The 16,898-nt window shown below is 75.3% G+C and carries 14 protein-coding genes and 1 pseudogene; 4 read left to right on the forward strand and 11 right to left on the reverse strand.

All coding sequences use genetic code 11. The features are described 5' to 3' along the window. Positions 1-180: 180 nt before the first annotated feature. A complete protein-coding gene (locus ACIQTO_RS36290) occupies positions 181-2,175 on the forward strand; it encodes a glycoside hydrolase family 15 protein (RefSeq protein WP_402397512.1) in 1,995 nt (664 codons plus the stop codon). A gap of 82 nt (positions 2,176-2,257) precedes the next feature. On the opposite strand, the gene ACIQTO_RS36295 is transcribed toward ACIQTO_RS36290, so the two are convergent. From ACIQTO_RS36295 to ACIQTO_RS36305, 3 genes are all read right to left on the reverse strand, one after another. Then, entirely contained in the window at positions 2,258-3,439 is a 1,182-nt protein-coding gene (locus ACIQTO_RS36295) for a glycosyltransferase family 4 protein (RefSeq protein ID WP_402397515.1), read from the reverse strand. A gap of 173 nt (positions 3,440-3,612) precedes the next feature. After that, positions 3,613-5,346, reverse strand: a complete 1,734-nt coding sequence (recN, locus tag ACIQTO_RS36300) for a DNA repair protein RecN (protein WP_402397551.1) — start codon at positions 5,344-5,346, stop codon at positions 3,613-3,615. A gap of 76 nt (positions 5,347-5,422) precedes the next feature. Continuing rightward, positions 5,423-6,118 carry a YitT family protein gene (locus ACIQTO_RS36305; RefSeq protein ID WP_402397517.1) on the reverse strand — a complete coding sequence of 232 codons (696 nt, stop codon included), beginning with the start codon at positions 6,116-6,118 and terminating at the stop codon, positions 5,423-5,425. A gap of 136 nt (positions 6,119-6,254) precedes the next feature. Here ACIQTO_RS36305 and ACIQTO_RS36310 point away from each other — a divergent pair, with 136 nt between their 5' ends. Then, positions 6,255-7,766: a PLP-dependent aminotransferase family protein gene (locus ACIQTO_RS36310; protein WP_402397520.1), complete on the forward strand. Its 1,512-nt coding sequence runs from the start codon at positions 6,255-6,257 to the stop codon at positions 7,764-7,766. Between the two features lie 87 nt (positions 7,767-7,853). Here the strand turns inward: ACIQTO_RS36310 and ACIQTO_RS36315 are convergent, their stop codons facing one another. The 4 genes from ACIQTO_RS36315 to ACIQTO_RS36330 all read right to left on the reverse strand — a co-directional run bounded on the left by ACIQTO_RS36315 (position 7,854) and on the right by ACIQTO_RS36330 (position 10,982). Further along, a complete protein-coding gene (locus ACIQTO_RS36315) occupies positions 7,854-8,756 on the reverse strand; it encodes an NAD kinase (protein ID WP_380581844.1) in 903 nt (300 codons plus the stop codon). Positions 8,757-8,989: 233 nt separating this feature from the next. Next, complete coding sequence (locus ACIQTO_RS36320; protein WP_402397522.1) at positions 8,990-9,796, reverse strand: TlyA family RNA methyltransferase; 807 nt, start codon at positions 9,794-9,796, stop codon at positions 8,990-8,992. Between the two features lie 27 nt (positions 9,797-9,823). Next, entirely contained in the window at positions 9,824-10,093 is a 270-nt protein-coding gene (locus tag ACIQTO_RS36325; protein WP_402397525.1) for a hypothetical protein, read from the reverse strand. After that, on the reverse strand, positions 10,086-10,982 hold the full coding sequence (locus ACIQTO_RS36330) for a hypothetical protein (RefSeq protein ID WP_402397527.1): 897 nt from the start codon (positions 10,980-10,982) through the stop codon (positions 10,086-10,088). Before ACIQTO_RS36330 ends, ACIQTO_RS36325 begins: the two co-directional genes overlap by 8 nt. Positions 10,983-11,142: 160 nt before the next feature. On the opposite strand from ACIQTO_RS36330, the gene ACIQTO_RS36335 reads away from it, so the two are divergent. Continuing rightward, positions 11,143-11,490, forward strand: a complete 348-nt coding sequence (locus ACIQTO_RS36335) for a sterol-binding protein (protein WP_402397529.1) — start codon at positions 11,143-11,145, stop codon at positions 11,488-11,490. 100 nt (positions 11,491-11,590) lie between these two features. Here ACIQTO_RS36335 and ACIQTO_RS36340 read toward each other — a convergent pair whose 3' ends face one another. Next, the gene (locus tag ACIQTO_RS36340; protein WP_402397531.1) at positions 11,591-12,634 is read right to left on the reverse strand and encodes an HAD-IIA family hydrolase; all 1,044 of its coding nucleotides are present in this window, start codon (positions 12,632-12,634) and stop codon (positions 11,591-11,593) included. Positions 12,635-12,646: 12 nt separating this feature from the next. Further along, entirely contained in the window at positions 12,647-13,333 is a 687-nt protein-coding gene (locus ACIQTO_RS36345) for a tetratricopeptide repeat protein (RefSeq protein WP_402397533.1), read from the reverse strand. Between the two features lie 172 nt (positions 13,334-13,505). Here ACIQTO_RS36345 and ACIQTO_RS36350 point away from each other — a divergent pair, with 172 nt between their 5' ends. Beyond that, entirely contained in the window at positions 13,506-14,876 is a 1,371-nt protein-coding gene (locus ACIQTO_RS36350) for a DUF1015 family protein (RefSeq protein WP_402397535.1), read from the forward strand. Positions 14,877-14,980: 104 nt separating this feature from the next. Here ACIQTO_RS36350 and ACIQTO_RS36355 read toward each other — a convergent pair whose 3' ends face one another. Together ACIQTO_RS36355 and ACIQTO_RS36360 are read right to left on the reverse strand one after the other, a co-directional pair. Further along, positions 14,981-15,868 carry a hypothetical protein gene (locus ACIQTO_RS36355; protein ID WP_402397554.1) on the reverse strand — a complete coding sequence of 296 codons (888 nt, stop codon included), beginning with the start codon at positions 15,866-15,868 and terminating at the stop codon, positions 14,981-14,983. 147 nt (positions 15,869-16,015) lie between these two features. Next, positions 16,016-16,898, reverse strand: a pseudogene (locus ACIQTO_RS36360) (hypothetical protein); the annotation flags it as partial.

The following is a 16,898-nucleotide window of genomic DNA, read 5'->3' on the forward strand; positions in this document are numbered from 1 at the left end:
GTTATCCAGCTCCTCCCCACCCACCCTGGGGCTCGACCGAGCCTCGCGCGGACACTCCAGCAAGGCCTGCCACCACCCCCAGGCAGGCCGGACGTCCCGGGGTGGCCCCGGCCCCGCAGACCCGCTGGCTCTCCTCGGATCGCCGATGCGTCCTGACCACATTGCGAACTGGAGATCCACGTGGCCGGCCGTATCGAGGACTACGCACTCATCGGGGACATGCAGACCGCTGCCCTGGTCAGCAGGGACGGGGCGGTCGACTGGCTGTGCCTGCCCCGCTTCGACTCGCCGGCCGTGTTCGCCGGCCTGCTGGGCACCGATGAACACGGCTTCTGGCGGATCGGCCCGGCCGAGGTGATGGCCGCCGAGCTGCCGGCCGTGCCCGCCCCGGCCCCGGACACCCCGCGGGTCCGCCTCACCGACACCGGCGACCTGCGGGTCCCCCCGCCCACGGCGGCCGCGCCGGCCGTCCCCGCCGACCGGCGCCGCTACCGGGGCGACTCGCTGATCCTGGAGCAGGAGTGGGACTGCGGGGGCGGCAGCGTCCGGGTGATCGACTTCATGCCGCCGCGCCCGCTGGCCGGCCGGGACGCCGTCCCGCAGATGATCCGGATCGTCGAGGGCCTGTCCGGCACGGTCCGGATGCGCTCCGCGGTGCGGATGCGCTTCAGCTACGGCCGGATCGTCCCCTGGGTGCACCGGGTCGAGCAGGCCGACGGCGGCCACCGGACCGTGGCCGTGGCCGGCCCCGACTCGGTCTGGCTGGACGGCGAGGCCGACACCTACGGGCGCGACCTCACCACCTACGCGGACTTCACCGTCACGGCCGGTGAGCGGATCGCCTTCGCGCTCACCTGGCAGGCCTCCCACCTGGACGCGCCCAAGGCCCCGGACCCCGAGGAGATGCTCGACGCCACCGCGGACTTCTGGCACGAGTGGGCCGACCAGTGCACCTACCAGGGCCCCTACCGGGAGGCGGTGATCCGCTCCCTGATCACCCTCAAGGGCCTCACCTACGCCCCGACCGGCGGCATCGTCGCCGCCCCGACCACCTCCCTGCCCGAGGACATCGGCGGTGAGCGGAACTGGGACTACCGCTACACCTGGCTGCGCGACGCGGCGATCACCCTCTCCTCGCTGCTGCGCACCGGCTACCGCGACGAGGCCCGCGCCTGGCGCGAGTGGCTGCTGCGCGCCGTCGCCGGGGACCCGGAGAACCTGCAGATCATGTACGGCATCGCCGGCGAGCGCGAGCTCACCGAGTCCTCGCTGGACTGGCTGCCCGGCTACGAGGGCTCGCTGCCGGTGCGGGTCGGCAACGGCGCGGCCGGCCAGCTGCAGCTGGACGTCTACGGCGAGGTCGTCGAGGCCCTGCACCTGGCCCACATGACCGGCCTGGTCCGCAACGACCACGCCCACCACCTCCAGCTGCGGCTCATCGAGTACCTGGAGGAGCACTGGCAGGAGCCGGACGAGGGCATCTGGGAGGTGCGCGGCCCGCGCCGGCACTTCGTCCACTCCAAGGTGATGGCCTGGGTGGCGGTCGACCGCACCATCAAGCTGCTGGAACAGAACCCGGAGGACGCCCCCTCCGACGGCCAACTGGAGCGCTGGCACGAGCTGCGGGCGACCATCCACCGCGACGTCTGCGAGAAGGGCTACGACCCGGAGCGCAACACCTTCACCCAGTACTACGGCGGCAAGGAGCTGGACGCCTCGCTGCTGCTGATCCCCCAGGTCGGCTTCCTCCCGCCGGACGACAAGCGGGTGATCGGCACCATCGAGGCGATCCAGCGCGAGCTGTCCACCGAGGACGGCTTCGTGCTGCGCTACCCCACACACGACGAGGGCGGCAACAACGTGGACGGCCTCTCCGGCCACGAGGGCGCCTTCCTGGCCTGCTCGTTCTGGCTGGCCGACGACCTCGCCATGATCGGCCGGGTGCAGGAGGCGCGGGAGCTGTTCGACAAGCTGCTGTCGCTGCGCAACGACGTCGGTCTGCTCGCCGAGGAGTGGGACCCGCGGGAGAAGCGCCAGGTCGGCAACTTCCCGCAGGCCTTCAGCCACGTCCCGCTGATCGACACCGCGCTGCGGCTGACTGCCTGCGGCGGGGCCTACCTGTCCGCCCAGCCGGACGCCGCGGCCGTCGACCGGGCCGAGCAGGCCACGGTCTGAGGGGTCCCTGCCCGGGCCACGGCTCGGGCAGGGCCGGTCACCGAGGACCGGCGGGGCGGGGTGTGGCGCGGGCGCGCGGGGGCTACGGGGTGTGCTGCACCAGCTCGTCGTAGGTGCTGAGCACCTGGGCCACGGTGGCGGCCTCGTCCGGCCAGGTCGCGGCCTGCTGACGGCCCGCGGCCACCAGCCGCCGCCGGCCGTCCGGGTCGGCCAGCAGCTCGCGCACCGCCCGGCCGAGCGCGGTCGCGTCACCGGACGGGACCAGCACGGCGGCGTCGCCGACCAGCTCGGGGATGCCGCCCACCGCGGTGGCCACCACCGGCACGCCGGCCCGCATCGCCTCCTGGACCACCAGCGAGCGGGCCTCCCAGCGGCTGGAGACCACCAGCACATCGGCGGCGGCCAGCAGGTCCGGCACATCGGTGCGGTAGCCGAGCAGCCGGACCGCCGCCTTCTCGGCGGCCACCCGCTCGCGCAGCCCGGCGGCCTCGGGGCCGTCGCCGGCGATCAGCAGCAGCGGTTCCGGGTCCAGCGTGGTCAGCTCGCGGGCGGCGTCCAGCAGCAGCCCGAAGGCCTTCTGGGGGACGAGCCGGCCGACCGCCAGTACCAGCGGACGGTCCGGACCGTCGCCGAGCAGTGCCGCCCGGGCCGCGGCCCGCTCCAGCCGGCCCTCGGGCATCGGCGGAGCGGCGACCGGGCCGAGCCGGGCGTCGGAGGCGCCCAGCTCGCGGGCCCGGGCCACCAGGTCGGAGGAGGCGCCGAGCACCAGGTCGGCGGCGCGGGCCACCCGGCGCTCCATCAGCCGCTGGAGCCGCCGCTCCATCCCGGTGGCCAGCAGCGCGTGGTGCGAGGTGACCACCAGCGGGGTCTCCGGGCGCAGGCCCGGGAAGCGGCCGGCGGTACGCAGCGCCAGGTCGGCGAGGAGCCCGGCCCGCAGGCCGTGGGCGTGCACCACGTCGGCGCCGGTGAAGGCGCGGCGCAACTCGCCGATGGCGGTGGCATCGCTGCGGGCACCCGCCGTGGGGGTGATGTCGACCAGGTGGAACCTGGCTCCGCTGCGGGAGAAGCCGAACAACGCGTCCGTACCGGCGGGCGCGCAGACCGTGACGGTCACTCCGTGCGCGACCAGGCCCTGTGCCAGGGAGCGCACGTGCGCACCGATGCCGCCGGTACTGGCGGCCAGGACGAGCACCACGTGCAGCTGACCCGGTTCAGGGGCGGCCGCGGTGGCCCGGGCGGCGGAATGGTCCACGTCGTCTCGCATCCGACTCGATCAGGTTCGCGCGCCGTGTCGCGAGGATTGCCCGCCGACGGCGCTCGGGACTGGAAAGCCAGTGTCCAGCCGCCACCATGCCAGGTCGGCGGCCCTCTTGGACAGTCGGCGCCACGGGGGGCGCGTCGCGGTCCGTCCGAGGGCCGCCGGGCGGGCGACGGCGGCTACCGGTGGCGCGGAGCCCGGGCGGCGGCCAGCAGTTCCTCGGCGTGGGCACGGCCCAACTCCGAGTCCTCCAGACCGGCCAGCATCCGGGAGAGTTCGCGCACCCGCTCCTCGTCGTTCAGCACCTTGACGCCGCTGCGGGTCACGGTGCCGTCGTTGGTCTTCACCACCACCAGGTGACGGTCGGCGAACGCGGCGACCTGCGGCAGGTGGGTGACCACCACGACCTGGGCGGACTCGGCCAACTTGGCCAGGCGGCGGCCGATCTCGACCGCGGCCTTGCCGCCGACACCCGCGTCCACCTCGTCGAACAGGTAGGTGGGGACGGGGTCGGCGCCGGCGAAGACCACCTCGACGGCGAGCATCACCCGGGAGAGCTCACCGCCGGAGGCGCCCTTGGCGATCGGGCGGGGCTGGGCCCCGGGGTGCGGGGCGAGCAGCACCTCGACCTCGTCCACGCCGTGCTGGCCGTAGGCGACGGTGCGGCCGTCGACCTCGATGCCGGACAGGTCGTCGACCTGGCCGATCGCGAAGGTCACCCGGGCGTGCGGCATGGCGAGTTCGGCGAGTTCGGCGGAGACGGCCTCGGCGAAGCGGCCGGCGGCGGCCTGCCGGGCGGCCGACACCTCGGCCGCGAGCTCGGCCAACTCGGTGCGCAGCGCGGTCTCCCGGGCGCCGAGTTCGTCGATCCGCTCGTCGTCGCCGTCGAGTTCGGAGAGCCGGACGGCGCCGGAGTCGGCCCAGGCGAGCACCTCGGCGAGGGAGTTCTCCGGGCCGCCGTACTTGCGCAGCAGCTGGGCCAGGACGGCCCGGCGGTCCTCGACGGCGGCCAGCCGGACGGGGTCGGCGTCCAGGTCGTCGGCGTAGCCGGCCAGATCGCCGGCGACGTCGGCCAGCAGGTAGCCGACCTCGTTCAGCCGGTCGGCGAGGGCGGCGAGGCGCTCGTCGTGGTGGCGGACGGCGTCCAGGGCGCGGCGGGACTGGGCCAGCAGGGTGCCGGCGTCCAGCGCCTCCGGGTCGGTGGGGTCGCCGGCCAGGGCGGCGTGGGCCAGGGTCGCGGCGGAGGAGAGCGCGTCGGCGTGGCCGAGCCGCTCGGCCTCGGCGCCCAGCTCGACGTCCTCGTCGGCGACGGGCTCGGCGGCGGCCACCTCGTCCAGGCCGAAGCGCAGCAGGTCGGCCTCCTGGGCCCGCTCGCGGGCCCGGGTGGTCAGCTCCTCCAGGGTGCTGGAGACCTCCCGCAGCCGGCGGTAGACCTCGCGGTAGCGGGCCAGCGGCTCGGCCACCGCCTCGCCCGCGTACCGGTCCAGGGCGCCGCGCTGGCGGGCCGGGCGGAGCAGCCGCTGCTGGTCGGTCTGGCCGTGCACCGCGATCAGGTCCTCGCCGAGTTCGGCGAGCAGCCCGACCGGGACGGACCGGCCGCCGACGAACGCCCGGGAGCGGCCCTCGGCCGAGACCGTCCGGCTGATCAGCAGCGCGCCGTCGTCGAGTTCGGCGCCGGCCTCCAGGGCGCGGGCGGCCGCCGGGGAGCCGGCGGGCAGTTCGAGGCGGCCCTCGACGACCGCGCGTCCGGCGCCGTTGCGCACCAGGCCCGGGTCGGCGCGGCCGCCGAGCAGCAGGCCCAGGCTGGTCACCACCATGGTCTTTCCGGCACCGGTCTCACCGGTCACGGCGGTGAAGCCGGGAGCCAGTTCGACCACCGCGTCGTCGATGACCCCAAGATCCCGTATCCGCATCTCGTCCAACACGGTGACGACCTTACGAGGTTCCGGCCCCGCCGCGCGACGAGCGGCAACTCCGCGCCCCCCAAGTTCATCCCTTCCGGGACGTTTCAGCGGCGGTGGGCACGGTGCACCAGGGCAGGAAGAACTGCGCGAGCGGGCCGATGGCCAGCGCGTATGCGACGGTGCCGACCCCCGCGGTGCCACCGAGCAGGACGCCGGCGGCCAGTACGGTCAGTTCGATTCCGGTCCGGATCAGCCGCAGCGACCGGCCGGTGCGCCGGTGCAGGCCGGTCATCAGGCCGTCGCGCGGGCCCGGCCCGAAGCGGGCGCCGATGTAGAGGCCGGTGGCCACGCCGTTGAGCACGATCGCCCCCACCATCAGGGCGATCCGGGCCGGCAGCGGTCCGGGCGTGCCGACCACCCGCAGGGTGAGGTCCATCGCCGCGCCGATCATCAGCACGTTGGCGACGGTCCCGAGCCCCGGGCGCTGGCGCAGCGGGATCCAGAGCAGCAGGACGAGGGCGCCGCAGATGGTGACCCAGGCGCCCACCGAGAGGCCGGCGGTGCGTTGCAGGCCCTGGTGGAAGACGTCCCACGGGTCGAGGCCGAGCCCGGAACGCAGCATCAGTCCCATGCTCGTCCCGTAGAGGGTGAGCCCGACCAGGAGCTGCGGGAGCCGGCGGCCCAGCGCGTGGGTGTCGCCGAGCAGGCGGGCGGCGAGCGAGGGGCGCTCCGCCGCGGTGGCGGGCGCGGGGGTGGTCGGTCGGGTGGTCGTGGTGGCCATCGGGGTCTCCCGCAGGTGGTGCTGCACCGTGCGGGCGGGGCCCGCGACGCTGGCGGACTCGACGGCCGCCCTGCCATGATGGACAGGCCAAAGCGACCCCTTCCAGGGCCAATTCCGAGCAAGTGGACTGATCTGCATGGCCGACTGGCACACCACCGTCACCGCCGCCGCACTCGCCCGGCTGCTCGAAGCCGCCCGGCTGCCCGAACCGGCCACCGTCCGCCGCCCCGCCTACCGGACGCTGGCCGGGCAGGTGCGGCTGCTGGTCTCCGAGGGCCGGCTGCCGGTCGGGGCCCGGCTCCCCGCCGAACGCGAACTGGCCCTCGCCCTGCGGCTCAGCCGCACCACCGTGGCCACCGCGTACGAGACCCTGCGCGCCGAGGGCTACCTGCGCAGCCGACGCGGCTCCGGCAGCTGGACCGCCCTGCCCGAGGGCGCCCCGCCGCCCAGCGACGCGCTGCACCCGGTCCCGCCGGACGAGCAGAGCAGCACCCTGGACCTCGGGGTCGCCGCGCTGCCCGCCCCGCAGCCCTTCCTCGGCGCGGCGGCCGCCCGGGCGGTCGAGCAGCTGCCCGCGTACGCCGCCGGGCACGGCAACTACCCCACCGGGGTACCGGTGCTGCGGGAGGCGGTGGCGCGCCGCTACACCGAACGCGGCCTGCCGACCACCCCCGACCAGATCCTGATCACGATCGGCGCGATGGGCGGCCTGCACCTGGTGCGGCAGGCGCTGATCGGCCGCGGCGACCGGGTCGCCGTCGAGGCGCCCAGCTACGCGCACACCCTGCAGGCGCTGCGACTGGGCGACGCCCGCCTGGTGCCCGTCCCGTACGCCTGGCCGGGCGGGCCGTCCCGGCAGCCGGTCTGGGACCTCGCCGAGTGGCGCCGGGTGCTGCGCGGCGCCACGCCCAAGGCCGCCTACGTGATCCCCGACTTCCACAACCCGACCGGCGCCCTCGTCCCCGAGGAGCAGCGCCGCGAGCTGCTGGCCGCCGCCCGGGCCGCCGGCACGGTCGTGCTGGCCGACGAGACCACCGCCGAACTCGGCTGGGGCCTCGCGCCGGGCGCCGAACTCCCCCGGCCGATGGCCGCGCTCGACCGGTCCGCCCAGGTGGTCACCGTCGGATCGGCGGGCAAGCTGCTCTGGGGCGGCCTGCGGATCGGCTGGGTCCGGGCGGCCCCCGCCCTGGTGCGCCGGCTGGCCACCGCCCGGGTCTACAGCGATGTCGGCGCCCCGGTGCTGGACCAGCTGATCGCCGCCGAGCTGCTGGGCGAGCCGCTGGCGGCCGTCCGCGCCCATCAGCTGGACCGGCTGCGGGCCACCGCCGAGGCCTTCGCCGGCGCGCTGCGCGAGCACCTGCCGACGTGGCGCTACGCCTCCCCGCCCGGTGGGCTGTCGCTCTGGGTCTCCACCGGGGGCCTGTCCGGCGCGGCGCTGGCCCTGGCCGGCGAGCACGGCGGCGTACGGATCGCGGCGGGCAACCGCTTCGGCTCGGACGGCGCCTTCGAGCACCACATCCGGATCCCGCTCACCGTGCCCGCCGCGGCGGTGCCCGCCGCCGCCGAGCGCCTCGCGGACGTCGCCGCCCGGGCGGCCGTCGGCGGCCGTTGGAGCGCCGCCGACGACAGCCAGCCGCTCGCGGTCTGACGCTCCGCCGGCGCGGCACGGCACGGGCCGCGCCCTGCCACGCCGCGTCGAGCGTTCAGGGCGTCCGCGACCGGCCGTGCCGACCCGTCAGGGTGTCTGCGACCGGCCGCGCCAACCCGTCACCGGCAGCGCGAACTTGGCCACCAGGCGGTCGGTGAACGGCGCCCGGTGCAACCGCGCCAGCCGCACCGGGGTCTGGCCCCGGCGGACCTCCACCCGGGCCCCGGCCGGCAGCTCCACCGAACGCCGGCCGTCGCACCAGAGCACGCCGTGCGGGGTCTTCGGCTGCACCTCGACCGCCAGCACCGAGTCGGGCGAGGTCACCAACGGCCGGGCGAACAGCGCGTGCGCGCTGATCGGCACCATCAGCAGCGCCTCCACCTCGGGCCAGACCACCGGACCGCCGCCGGAGAACGCGTACGCCGTCGAACCGGTCGGCGTCGCGCAGACCACCCCGTCGCAACCGAAGTTGGAGACCGGCCGGCCGTCCACCTCGGTCACCACCTCCAGCATCCGCTCCCGGGCCGCCTTCTCGATCGAGGCCTCGTTCAACGCCCAGTCCTGGTGCACCACGTCGCCGTTGGTCCGGACGATCACGTCGAGCGTCATCCGCTCCTCGACCTCGTAGTCGGCGTCGACGACCCGCTCGACCACCACCGCGAGATCGTCCCGCTCGGCCTCCGCGAGGAAGCCCACCCGGCCCAGGTTGATCCCGAGCATCGGCAGCCCGTGCTCGCGCGCCAGCTCCGCACCGCGCAGCAGCGTCCCGTCCCCGCCCGCGACCAGGATCAGCTCGCAGCCGTCCGCCGCGCCCGGCCCGCCGGCCACCCGCTCGACCCCGTCGGGCAGATCCAGGTCCACCGCCTCGGCCGCGAGCAGTCTGATCCGGATCCCCGCCTTCAGCAGGCCGTGCACCAGGCCCTCGACGCTGCGCAGCGCGGCCTCCCGGCCGGTGTGCGCGATCAGGAAGACCGTACGTCCCTCACTCATGCGCGCCCCTCTCCGCCAGTCCCGACAGTCCCGACAGCGCTGAGGTGCCCCGTCGCCCGGCCGTCGGCACGGGTGACGCGCACCCCTCGACGGCTCTCCCCCGGATCTCGGCCGGGGATACCCCCACGGTTCGCTCGCTCATGCCCGCTGCCCTCTCCCTACGTCGGCCGGGTCGCCCTCGGCCCGGTGCGGCCGCGTCATCAGCATGACGGACCGGACGTCCGCAGAGCACCCTATCGGGGGCCTTCGGCGACAGCCCGGTCCGCCTCCGCCGGGTCCAGCAGCGGGGCGTCCCGGCGCAGCCAGAGGAAGTACTCGACGTTCCCCGACGGCCCCGGCAGGGGGCTCGCGGTGACCGCCCGCACGCCCAGCCCCTGCTCCCACGCCTTCCCGGCCACCTGGCGGATCATCTCGGCGCGCAACTGCGGGCTGCGCACCACGCCGCCGCTGCCCAACCGCTCCTTGCCGATCTCGAACTGCGGCTTGACCATCAGCACCAGGTCCGCGTCCTCGGCGGCGCAGCCGGCCAGCGCGGGCAGCACCAGGCCCAGCGAGATGAACGAGAGGTCGCCGACGACCAGGTCGACCGGCGAGCCGCCGATCAGCTCGACGGTCAGCTCACGCACATTGGTGCGGTCCATCACCGTCACCCGCTCGTCGCTCTGCAGCGACCACGCGAGCTGGCCGTAGCCGACGTCCACCGCCAGCACACCGGCCGCCCCGGCGCGCAGCAGCACGTCGGTGAAGCCGCCGGTGGAGGCGCCCGCGTCGAGCGCCCGGCGGCCCTCGACCACCAGGCCCTGCGGGACGAAGGCCGCGAACGCCCCGGCGAGCTTGTGCCCGCCGCGCGAGACGTAGTCGGGGTCGTCCTCGTCCTTGGCCACCACGACCGCCGCCGCGGTCTCCACCTGGGTGGCCGGTTTGGTCGCGGTGGTGCCACCGACGGTCACCCGGCCGGCCGCGATCAGCTCGGACGCGTGCTCGCGCGACCGGGCCAGCTTGCGGCGGACCAGCTCCGCGTCGAGACGGCGTCGTGCCACTGCCACTGGTGTTTCAGCTCCTACAGGTCATGCCGGGCGGTCGATCCGAGCGGGTCGATCCTGGTCGAGGGCGGCCAACGCGTCGGTCAGCCGCTGGTGAACATCTTCGTACACCGCGACGTGTGCCTCGGTCGGCACCCCGTCCAGTGCCTCCAGCCGGGCCAGGGCGGCGTCGACGGCGGGGTGGCCGGTGGGGGTCAGCTCGACGCCCAGCGGGAGCGGCTCACCGGTGCCCGGGGCCGGATCCGCCGGAAACGGGCCGGGGGCGAGGCCGGGGGCGGTGGCGGGGTCAGGCATCGGGCTTCTTCGTGCTGCTGCTCTTGCGGACAGTGGTCTTCCTGGTCGCGGTCCGCTTCGCGGGCGGTTCCTGGCCGGCGGCCCGCGCCGTCTTGTTCGCCGCGGTCCGCTTCGTGGTCGCCGCCGCGGTCTTCTTGACGGCGGCCTTCTTCGCGGCCGCCGGCTTGGCGCCCGCCTGCTTCGCGGTGGCGGGCCGCGCACCCGGGGTGCCGGCCGCCGCCTTCTTCCCGGCCGCCTTCCCGCCCGCGGCCTTCGGAGCGGCCACCGGCTTCGCCGGCGCCACCCCGGCGGCGTCGCCGTTCACCGGCTCCTTCGCCGCGGCCGCCCGTCCCGACCGCGCCGGTCGCGGCGTCGCCGGCACCGGGGGGTCGATCTCCACCGGCTCGTCGACCTCGACCCGCTCGGCCACTATCGGCTCGCCGCCCACCCGCCCCGCGGCTGTCACCGGCTCGTCGTCCAGTTCCCAGCCGCGCCCGAACAGGCCGTCGGCGCGGGGCGCGGGGGCGTCCGTCCCGGGCTCGGCCTGCGGCGAGGCGGCCGGCCCGCCGTCCTCCTCGACCTCGCGCAGCTTGCTCTCCAGGTAGGCGAGCACCACGCCGACCTTGGTCACCTGGTCGCCGACCTTCTCGAAGGCCTTCTCCACCTCACCGCGCGCCACGCCGACCGCCAGGTCGACCCCGGCCCGCCCGGCGGTCACCGCCTCCTCCGCCAGTGTCTGGAGCGACTTCGCGGACGGCGGGAACGGCCCGCCCAGCCGCCGCTCCACCTCCGAGATGTCGACCCCGCCCTTCTCCAGCAGACCGGCCGCCGTTCCGACGACCCGCTTGCCGACCTCCTCCACCAGCCCGGCGGCGACCTCCACCGCTCCCCGCACCGTCTTCGGCAGCATCCGGGTGCCTCCTTAGCGCCTGCGCGCATCGCTCCGTCGCCGTCGGCACCCGGACCGGTTCCGGGCACCCCACGGACGACGCTACCGCCAAAACCCGCCTGCGGTACCGTGGCCCCGCAGTGACCGCCGCCGCCGTCGGACAGGGAGTGGACCAGCCGTCATGGCCAACGCCGAGGAGTGCCGCACGGCACTGGAGCAGCTCAGCCGGAACCTGGCGAAGTCCACCGGCGACGTCCACGAGGCGGCCGCCCTCGACCGCTCCCTCACCTGCCGGATCACCGATCTGGACCTGACCTTCTCCGGCCAACTGCGCGACGGCCGGATCGAGGACGTCACCGAGGCCCCCGGCCCACCCGCCGAGAAGGCCGCGATCCGGCTCACCATGAGCAGCGACGACCTGGTCGCCCTGGTCGGCGGCCGGCTCAACTTCGCCGCCGCCTGGGCCGGCGGCCGGGTCCGGCTGGAGGCCGGCTTCCGCGACCTGCTGCGGCTGCGCAAACTGCTCTGACCCGATCGTCCGGCCGGGTCCGTGCCGGGCCGCGCGGCCCGTCCCACCTGGACCGGCACCCGGGGCCCGCCGCGCGGATCGCACGACCGGCCCCCGCGCCTCAGAACCCCAGCTCGGCCAGCGCCTTGCGCCCGTCCACAGGAACGCCGTCCGTGTCCAGTGCCGTCCAGGCCGCCGCGCAGAGCGCCCGCAGACCGTCCCAGCGGTCCGCCCCGGTGCCGTCCAGCCCCAGGACGCCGTCCCGCGCCACGACGACCCAGCCGCCGCAGCCGAACCCGCCGCCCGGCTGCTCCGTGACCGCCGGGTGCGGCACCAGGAGCCCGCGCAGGTCCTCCGCCAGGTAGGTCGGACGGTGCTCCACCGGCGCCGCGAGCAGGTCCGCCGCCGTGGTGACCCCGGTGAACACCAGCAGACTGTCGACACCGCCGTTGAACGCGCCCTCGATGTCGGTGTCCAGCCGGTCCCCGACCACCAGCGGCCGCTTCGCCCCGGTCCGCAGCACCGTCTCCCGGTGCATCGGCGGCAGCGGCTTGCCCGCCACCTCGGGCTCCACGCCCGACGCCGCGCGCACGGCCGCGACCAGGGTGCCGTTGCCCGGCGCGATCCCGCGCGCGGTCGGCACCGTCAGATCGGTGTTGGAGGCCACCCACGGCAGCCCGCTGCGCACCGCGTACGAGGCCTCCGCCAGCTGCGTCCAGCCCACCGAGGCGTCAAAGCCCTGCACCACCGCGAGCGGCTCCTCGGCCAGCGTGCGGACGGCCACCAGGCCGCGTTCGGCCAGTGCCTCCTCCAGGCCCAGGCCGCCGACGACCAGCACCTTCGACCCGGCCGGCACCTTCTCGGCGACCACCCGGGCGGCCGCCTGCGCCGAGTTGATGACGTCGGCCGGCTCGGCCGGCACGCCCAGCTCGGTCAGATGGGCGGCCACCACCCGGGGCGGGCGGGAGGCGTTGTTGGTCACGTACGCCAGCCGCATCCCCGCCGTCCGCGCCACCGCCAGCGAAGCCGCCGCGTGGTCGATCGCGTTCGGTCCGGCGTAGACCACGCCGTCGAGGTCCAGCAGTGCCGTGTCGTACGCCTCGGTGAGCGGGTGCTCACTGCCGCCGGGGGCGGTCCGTCGCTCGGTGGTGGCCGTCTCGGTCATGCCTTCGCTACCTCATTCACTGCGTCGATTCCCGTCATCCGTCTCGTTCCGCCCCGTGCCCTCACGCCCGGTGGCGCCGTGCCCGCCGCCGCCCCCGTCGTCCCGGTCGGCGGCGGGCAGCCGGCCCGGCCCCCGCAGGGGCTCCGCGTACCCCGAGGCCCCCGGCAGCAGGGGGCCGAACGCCCCGGCGCGGGCCGCCAGGGTCGCCCGGGTCTGCCGCAGCGCGGCCCGGTAGTGGTCGGTGTCCGGCCGCATCGCGACGGCCAGGGCCAAGTGCTCGGCGGACGTCTCGAAGTCGCCCAGCCGGGCAGCCGAGACACCCCACCCGAACTGAGCGTAGTCGTCGGACGGATCGGCCAGGGCCACCGCCCGGAAGTTCTCCAGCGCCGCCGCGTACGAGCCCGCGTCGAACTGCGCCCGCGCCAGCGCCTCCCGGATGCTGCGCGAATGCGGCTCCTCCGCCGCCGCGCGGGCCAGCAACTGCTCGGCGGCCGCCGGATTCCCCTGGGCCAACAGCTTCCCGCCCCGGCGGAACCACTCGTAGACATCCCCCACCGGCTCACCGGCCCGGCCCTGCTCCGGGCCGCCCCGGCCGGACCCCGCGCCCGAACTCCCGCTGCCGGACGCCCCGTTCGCGAAGCCGCCCGCGAAGCCCTCGGCTCCGCCGCTGCCGCCCACCCGCTCCTGCCCACCGCTCATGCGCCCACCTCGCGTCCCACGCCGACCGCCTCGCGGGACGCGCACCGCTCCGTCGCCCGCTCCCTGCGCTCTCTCACGTCGTACCTCGCCCTCGGTCACGACACCCGCCCGCTCCGGACCAGCACGGGTGTTCCGATCTCTGAACAACGCGTACCCGATTACGATGCCCAGAATGAGCACACCCAGTGCAGAAAGCGGAGCGGAGTCTCCGCAGGGCGGCCCCGGCAATCCCGGTCATGTCGCCACCGCAGGTCTGTCCCTGTCCCCCTTCCGCGGCCTCCGCTACGTCCCCGACCGGGTCGGCGCACTGGCCTCGGTGACCTCACCGCCGTACGACGTGGTCGACCCCGGACGCCGGCTCGACCTGGAGACGGCCGACCCGCACAACGTGGTCCGGCTGATCCTGCCGCGCCCGGAACCCGAGGACGCCGGCGACCGCCCCGACCGCGACACCCGCTACCGGCACGCCGCCCGGCTGCTGCGCGACTGGCTGCGCGAAGGCGTCCTGGCCGCCGACCCCGAGCCCGCCCTGTACGTCTACGAGCAGCGCGTACCGGCCACCGGAGACTCCCCGGAGCTCCTCCAGCGCGGCCTGATCGGTGCCCTCGCCGTCAGCGGCAGCGAGGCCGGCGTCGTCCTGCCCCACGAGGACGTGATGCCCAGGCCGGTGGCGGACCGGGTCGGCCTGATGCGCACCACCCGCGCCAATCTCGAACCGCTGCTGCTCACCTACCGGGGCAACGGCGGCGCGGCCGGCGCGGTCGAACGCGCCGTCGAGGACGAGCCGCTGCTCACCACGACCACCACCGACGGCACCCACCACCGGCTGTGGGCCGTGACCGACCCCGCCGAGCTCGCCGAGATCAGCCGCGACCTGGCCACCTGCCGGGCGCTGATCGCCGACGGCCACCACCGCTGGGAGATGTACCTGCGGCTCCAGCGCGAGCACCGCCACCTGCCGCGCAGCCCCTGGGACCGGGGCCTGGTCCTGCTGGTCGACACCGCCCGCTACCCGCTGCGGGTCCGGGCGATCCACCGGGTGCTGTACCGGCTGCCGATCGCCGAGGCGCTGGAGAAGCTGGGTGACCACTGGCAGGTCAAGGAGGTGCCCGGCCCCCTGGCCGCCGCCCTCCAGACCCTCGCCGATCAGAAGCGGCACGGCGGCAACGGCTTCGTCCTGACCGGCGGTGACGGCGTGTACTGGCTGATCGGCGAGCCCGACGAGGCCCTCCTCGACGCGACCGTGCCGCACGACCGGCCCGAGGAATGGCGCCACCTGGACGCCACCGTGCTGCACGCGGCCCTGCTGGACCGCACCTGGCGCGTCCCCGACGGCCCGGACGACATCGGCTACCTGCACACCGCCGTGTCCGCCGAGCGCGAGGCCGCCCGCACCGGCGGCACCGCGGTGCTGCTCCACCCGGTGCGCGAGAGCGTGGTCCGCCGGCTCGCCGAGCAGGGCGTCACCATGCCCCGCAAGTCCACGTCCTTCGGCCCGAAGCCGGCCACCGGCCTGGTCCTGCGCAGCCTCGAACTGGGCTGAGCGCCGGAGCCGGAAAAGCAGTGAGGCCCTGCCGCACCCCGGGACTTCCCGGGGTGCGGCAGGGCCTCACTCATCTACTCGCTGTGCCTGCTCGCCGTGCCGTGTCAGGCCTTGGCGTCGGTGGACCGCTCCGGCACCACGCCGTCGAAATCCTCGTCGATCTCCAGGTCGTCCTCGTCGTAGAACTCCTCGACGTCTTCCTCGTCCTCGAAGATCTCCCGCTCGTCCGGCACGCCGCCGCGCGACTTCGCCGGGGCCGGCGCCGGGGTCTCGTCCTCGGCCTCGGCCTCGGCGGCCTCGTCCTCGATCTCCGGGTCGAGCGCGTCGACGAACTCCAGACCGTCGATCTCGGCCAGCCGCTCCGACGCGTTGGTCGCGCCGTCGGTGTCGGCCTCGGCGGCCTTGGCGAACCAGTCACGGGCCTCGTCGCCACGGTCGGCGGCGATCAGCGCCTCGGCGTACGCGTACCGCAGACGGGCCGTCCACGGGTGAACGGCGCTGGAGGCCAGCTCGGGGCTCTGCAGGGTGACCACGGCCGCCTCGAACTGCTCCATGTCACTGCGGGCACCTGCGGAGACCAGACGCATCTCGACCTGGCCGGCCTTGTCCAGCTGCTTCACCTCGGGCTCGCCGGCCATCGCCAGCGCCCGCTCCGGACGGCCCAGACCGCGCTCGCAGTCCGCCATCACCGGCCACAGGTCCACCCGGCCGGTCATCCGACGGGCGGCGCGGAACTCGGTGAGCGCCTCGGAGTAGCGCTGCGTCATGTACGAGGCGAAACCGGCCGCCTCACGGACGGCGGCCACGCGGGACGCCAGCCGCAGCGCGACGCGCGAGTACTGGTAGGCCTCCTCCGGCTCGCTGTCGAGCAGTCGGGCGACCATCACCAGGTTACGAGCGACATCGTCGGCGAGCGTCTTGGGCAGGCTCTTGAGCTCCTGGCGGACATCGCCGTCCAGCTCGAAGCCGGTGACGTCCTCCGGGATCGGCAGCCGCTTGACGGGCTCGAAGTTGCCCCGACGGTCGTCGTAGTCCCGACCACCGCGGTCATCGCGGTCACGGTTGTAGCCGCCACCGGACGGGCGGTCGTCACGGCGCGGGCCACGGTCGTCACGGTCGCGGTTGAAGCCACCACCGGAGGGGCGGTCGTCACGACGCGGGCCACGGTCGTCACGGTCACGGTTGAAGCCGGACGGGCGGTCGTCGCGACGGAAGCCGCCACCGGAGGGGCGGTCGTCGCGGTCGCGGTTGAAGCCACCACCGGAGGGGCGGTCGTCACGGTCACGGTTGAAGCCGGACGGGCGGTCGTCGCGACGGAAGCCGCCACCGGAGGGGCGGTCGTCACGGCGGAAGCCGCCGCGGTCGTCGCGGTCGCGGTTGAAACCGCCACCGGAGGGGCGGTCGTCACGGCGCGGGCCACGGTCGTCACGGTTGAAGCCACCACCCGAGGGGCGGTCGTCACGACGGAAGCCGCCGCGGTCATCGCGGTCGCGGTTGAAGCCACCACCGGACGGACGGTCGCGGTTGAAACCGCCACCCGAGGGCCGGTCGTCGCGGCGCGGACGGTCGTCACGGTCACGGTTGAAGCCACCGCCGGAGGGGCGGTCGTCACGACGGAAGCCGCCGCGGTCGTCGCGGTCGCGGTTGAAGCCGCCACCGGAGGGGCGGTCGTCGCGACGCGGGCCACGGTCGTCACGGTTGAAACCGCCACCGGACGGACGGTCGCGGTTGAAACCGCCGCCCGAGGGGCGGTCGTCACGACGGAACCCACCGCCGGAGGGGCGGTCGTCGCGGCGCGGGCCACGGTCGTCGCGGTCGCGGTTGAAGCCGCCACCGGAGGGGCGGTCGTCGCGGCGCGGGCCACGGTCGTCACGGTTGAAACCGCCGCCGGACGGACGGTCGCGGTTGAAACCGCCGCCCGAGGGGCGGTCGTCACGACGGAACCCACCGCCGGAGGGGCGGTCGTCGCGACGCGGGCCACGGTCGTCGCGGTCGCGGTTGAAGCCGCCACCGGAGGGACGG

It is taken from the genome of Kitasatospora sp. NPDC091207, assembly GCF_044768625.1.
Lineage (GTDB): Bacteria > Actinomycetota > Actinomycetes > Streptomycetales > Streptomycetaceae > Kitasatospora.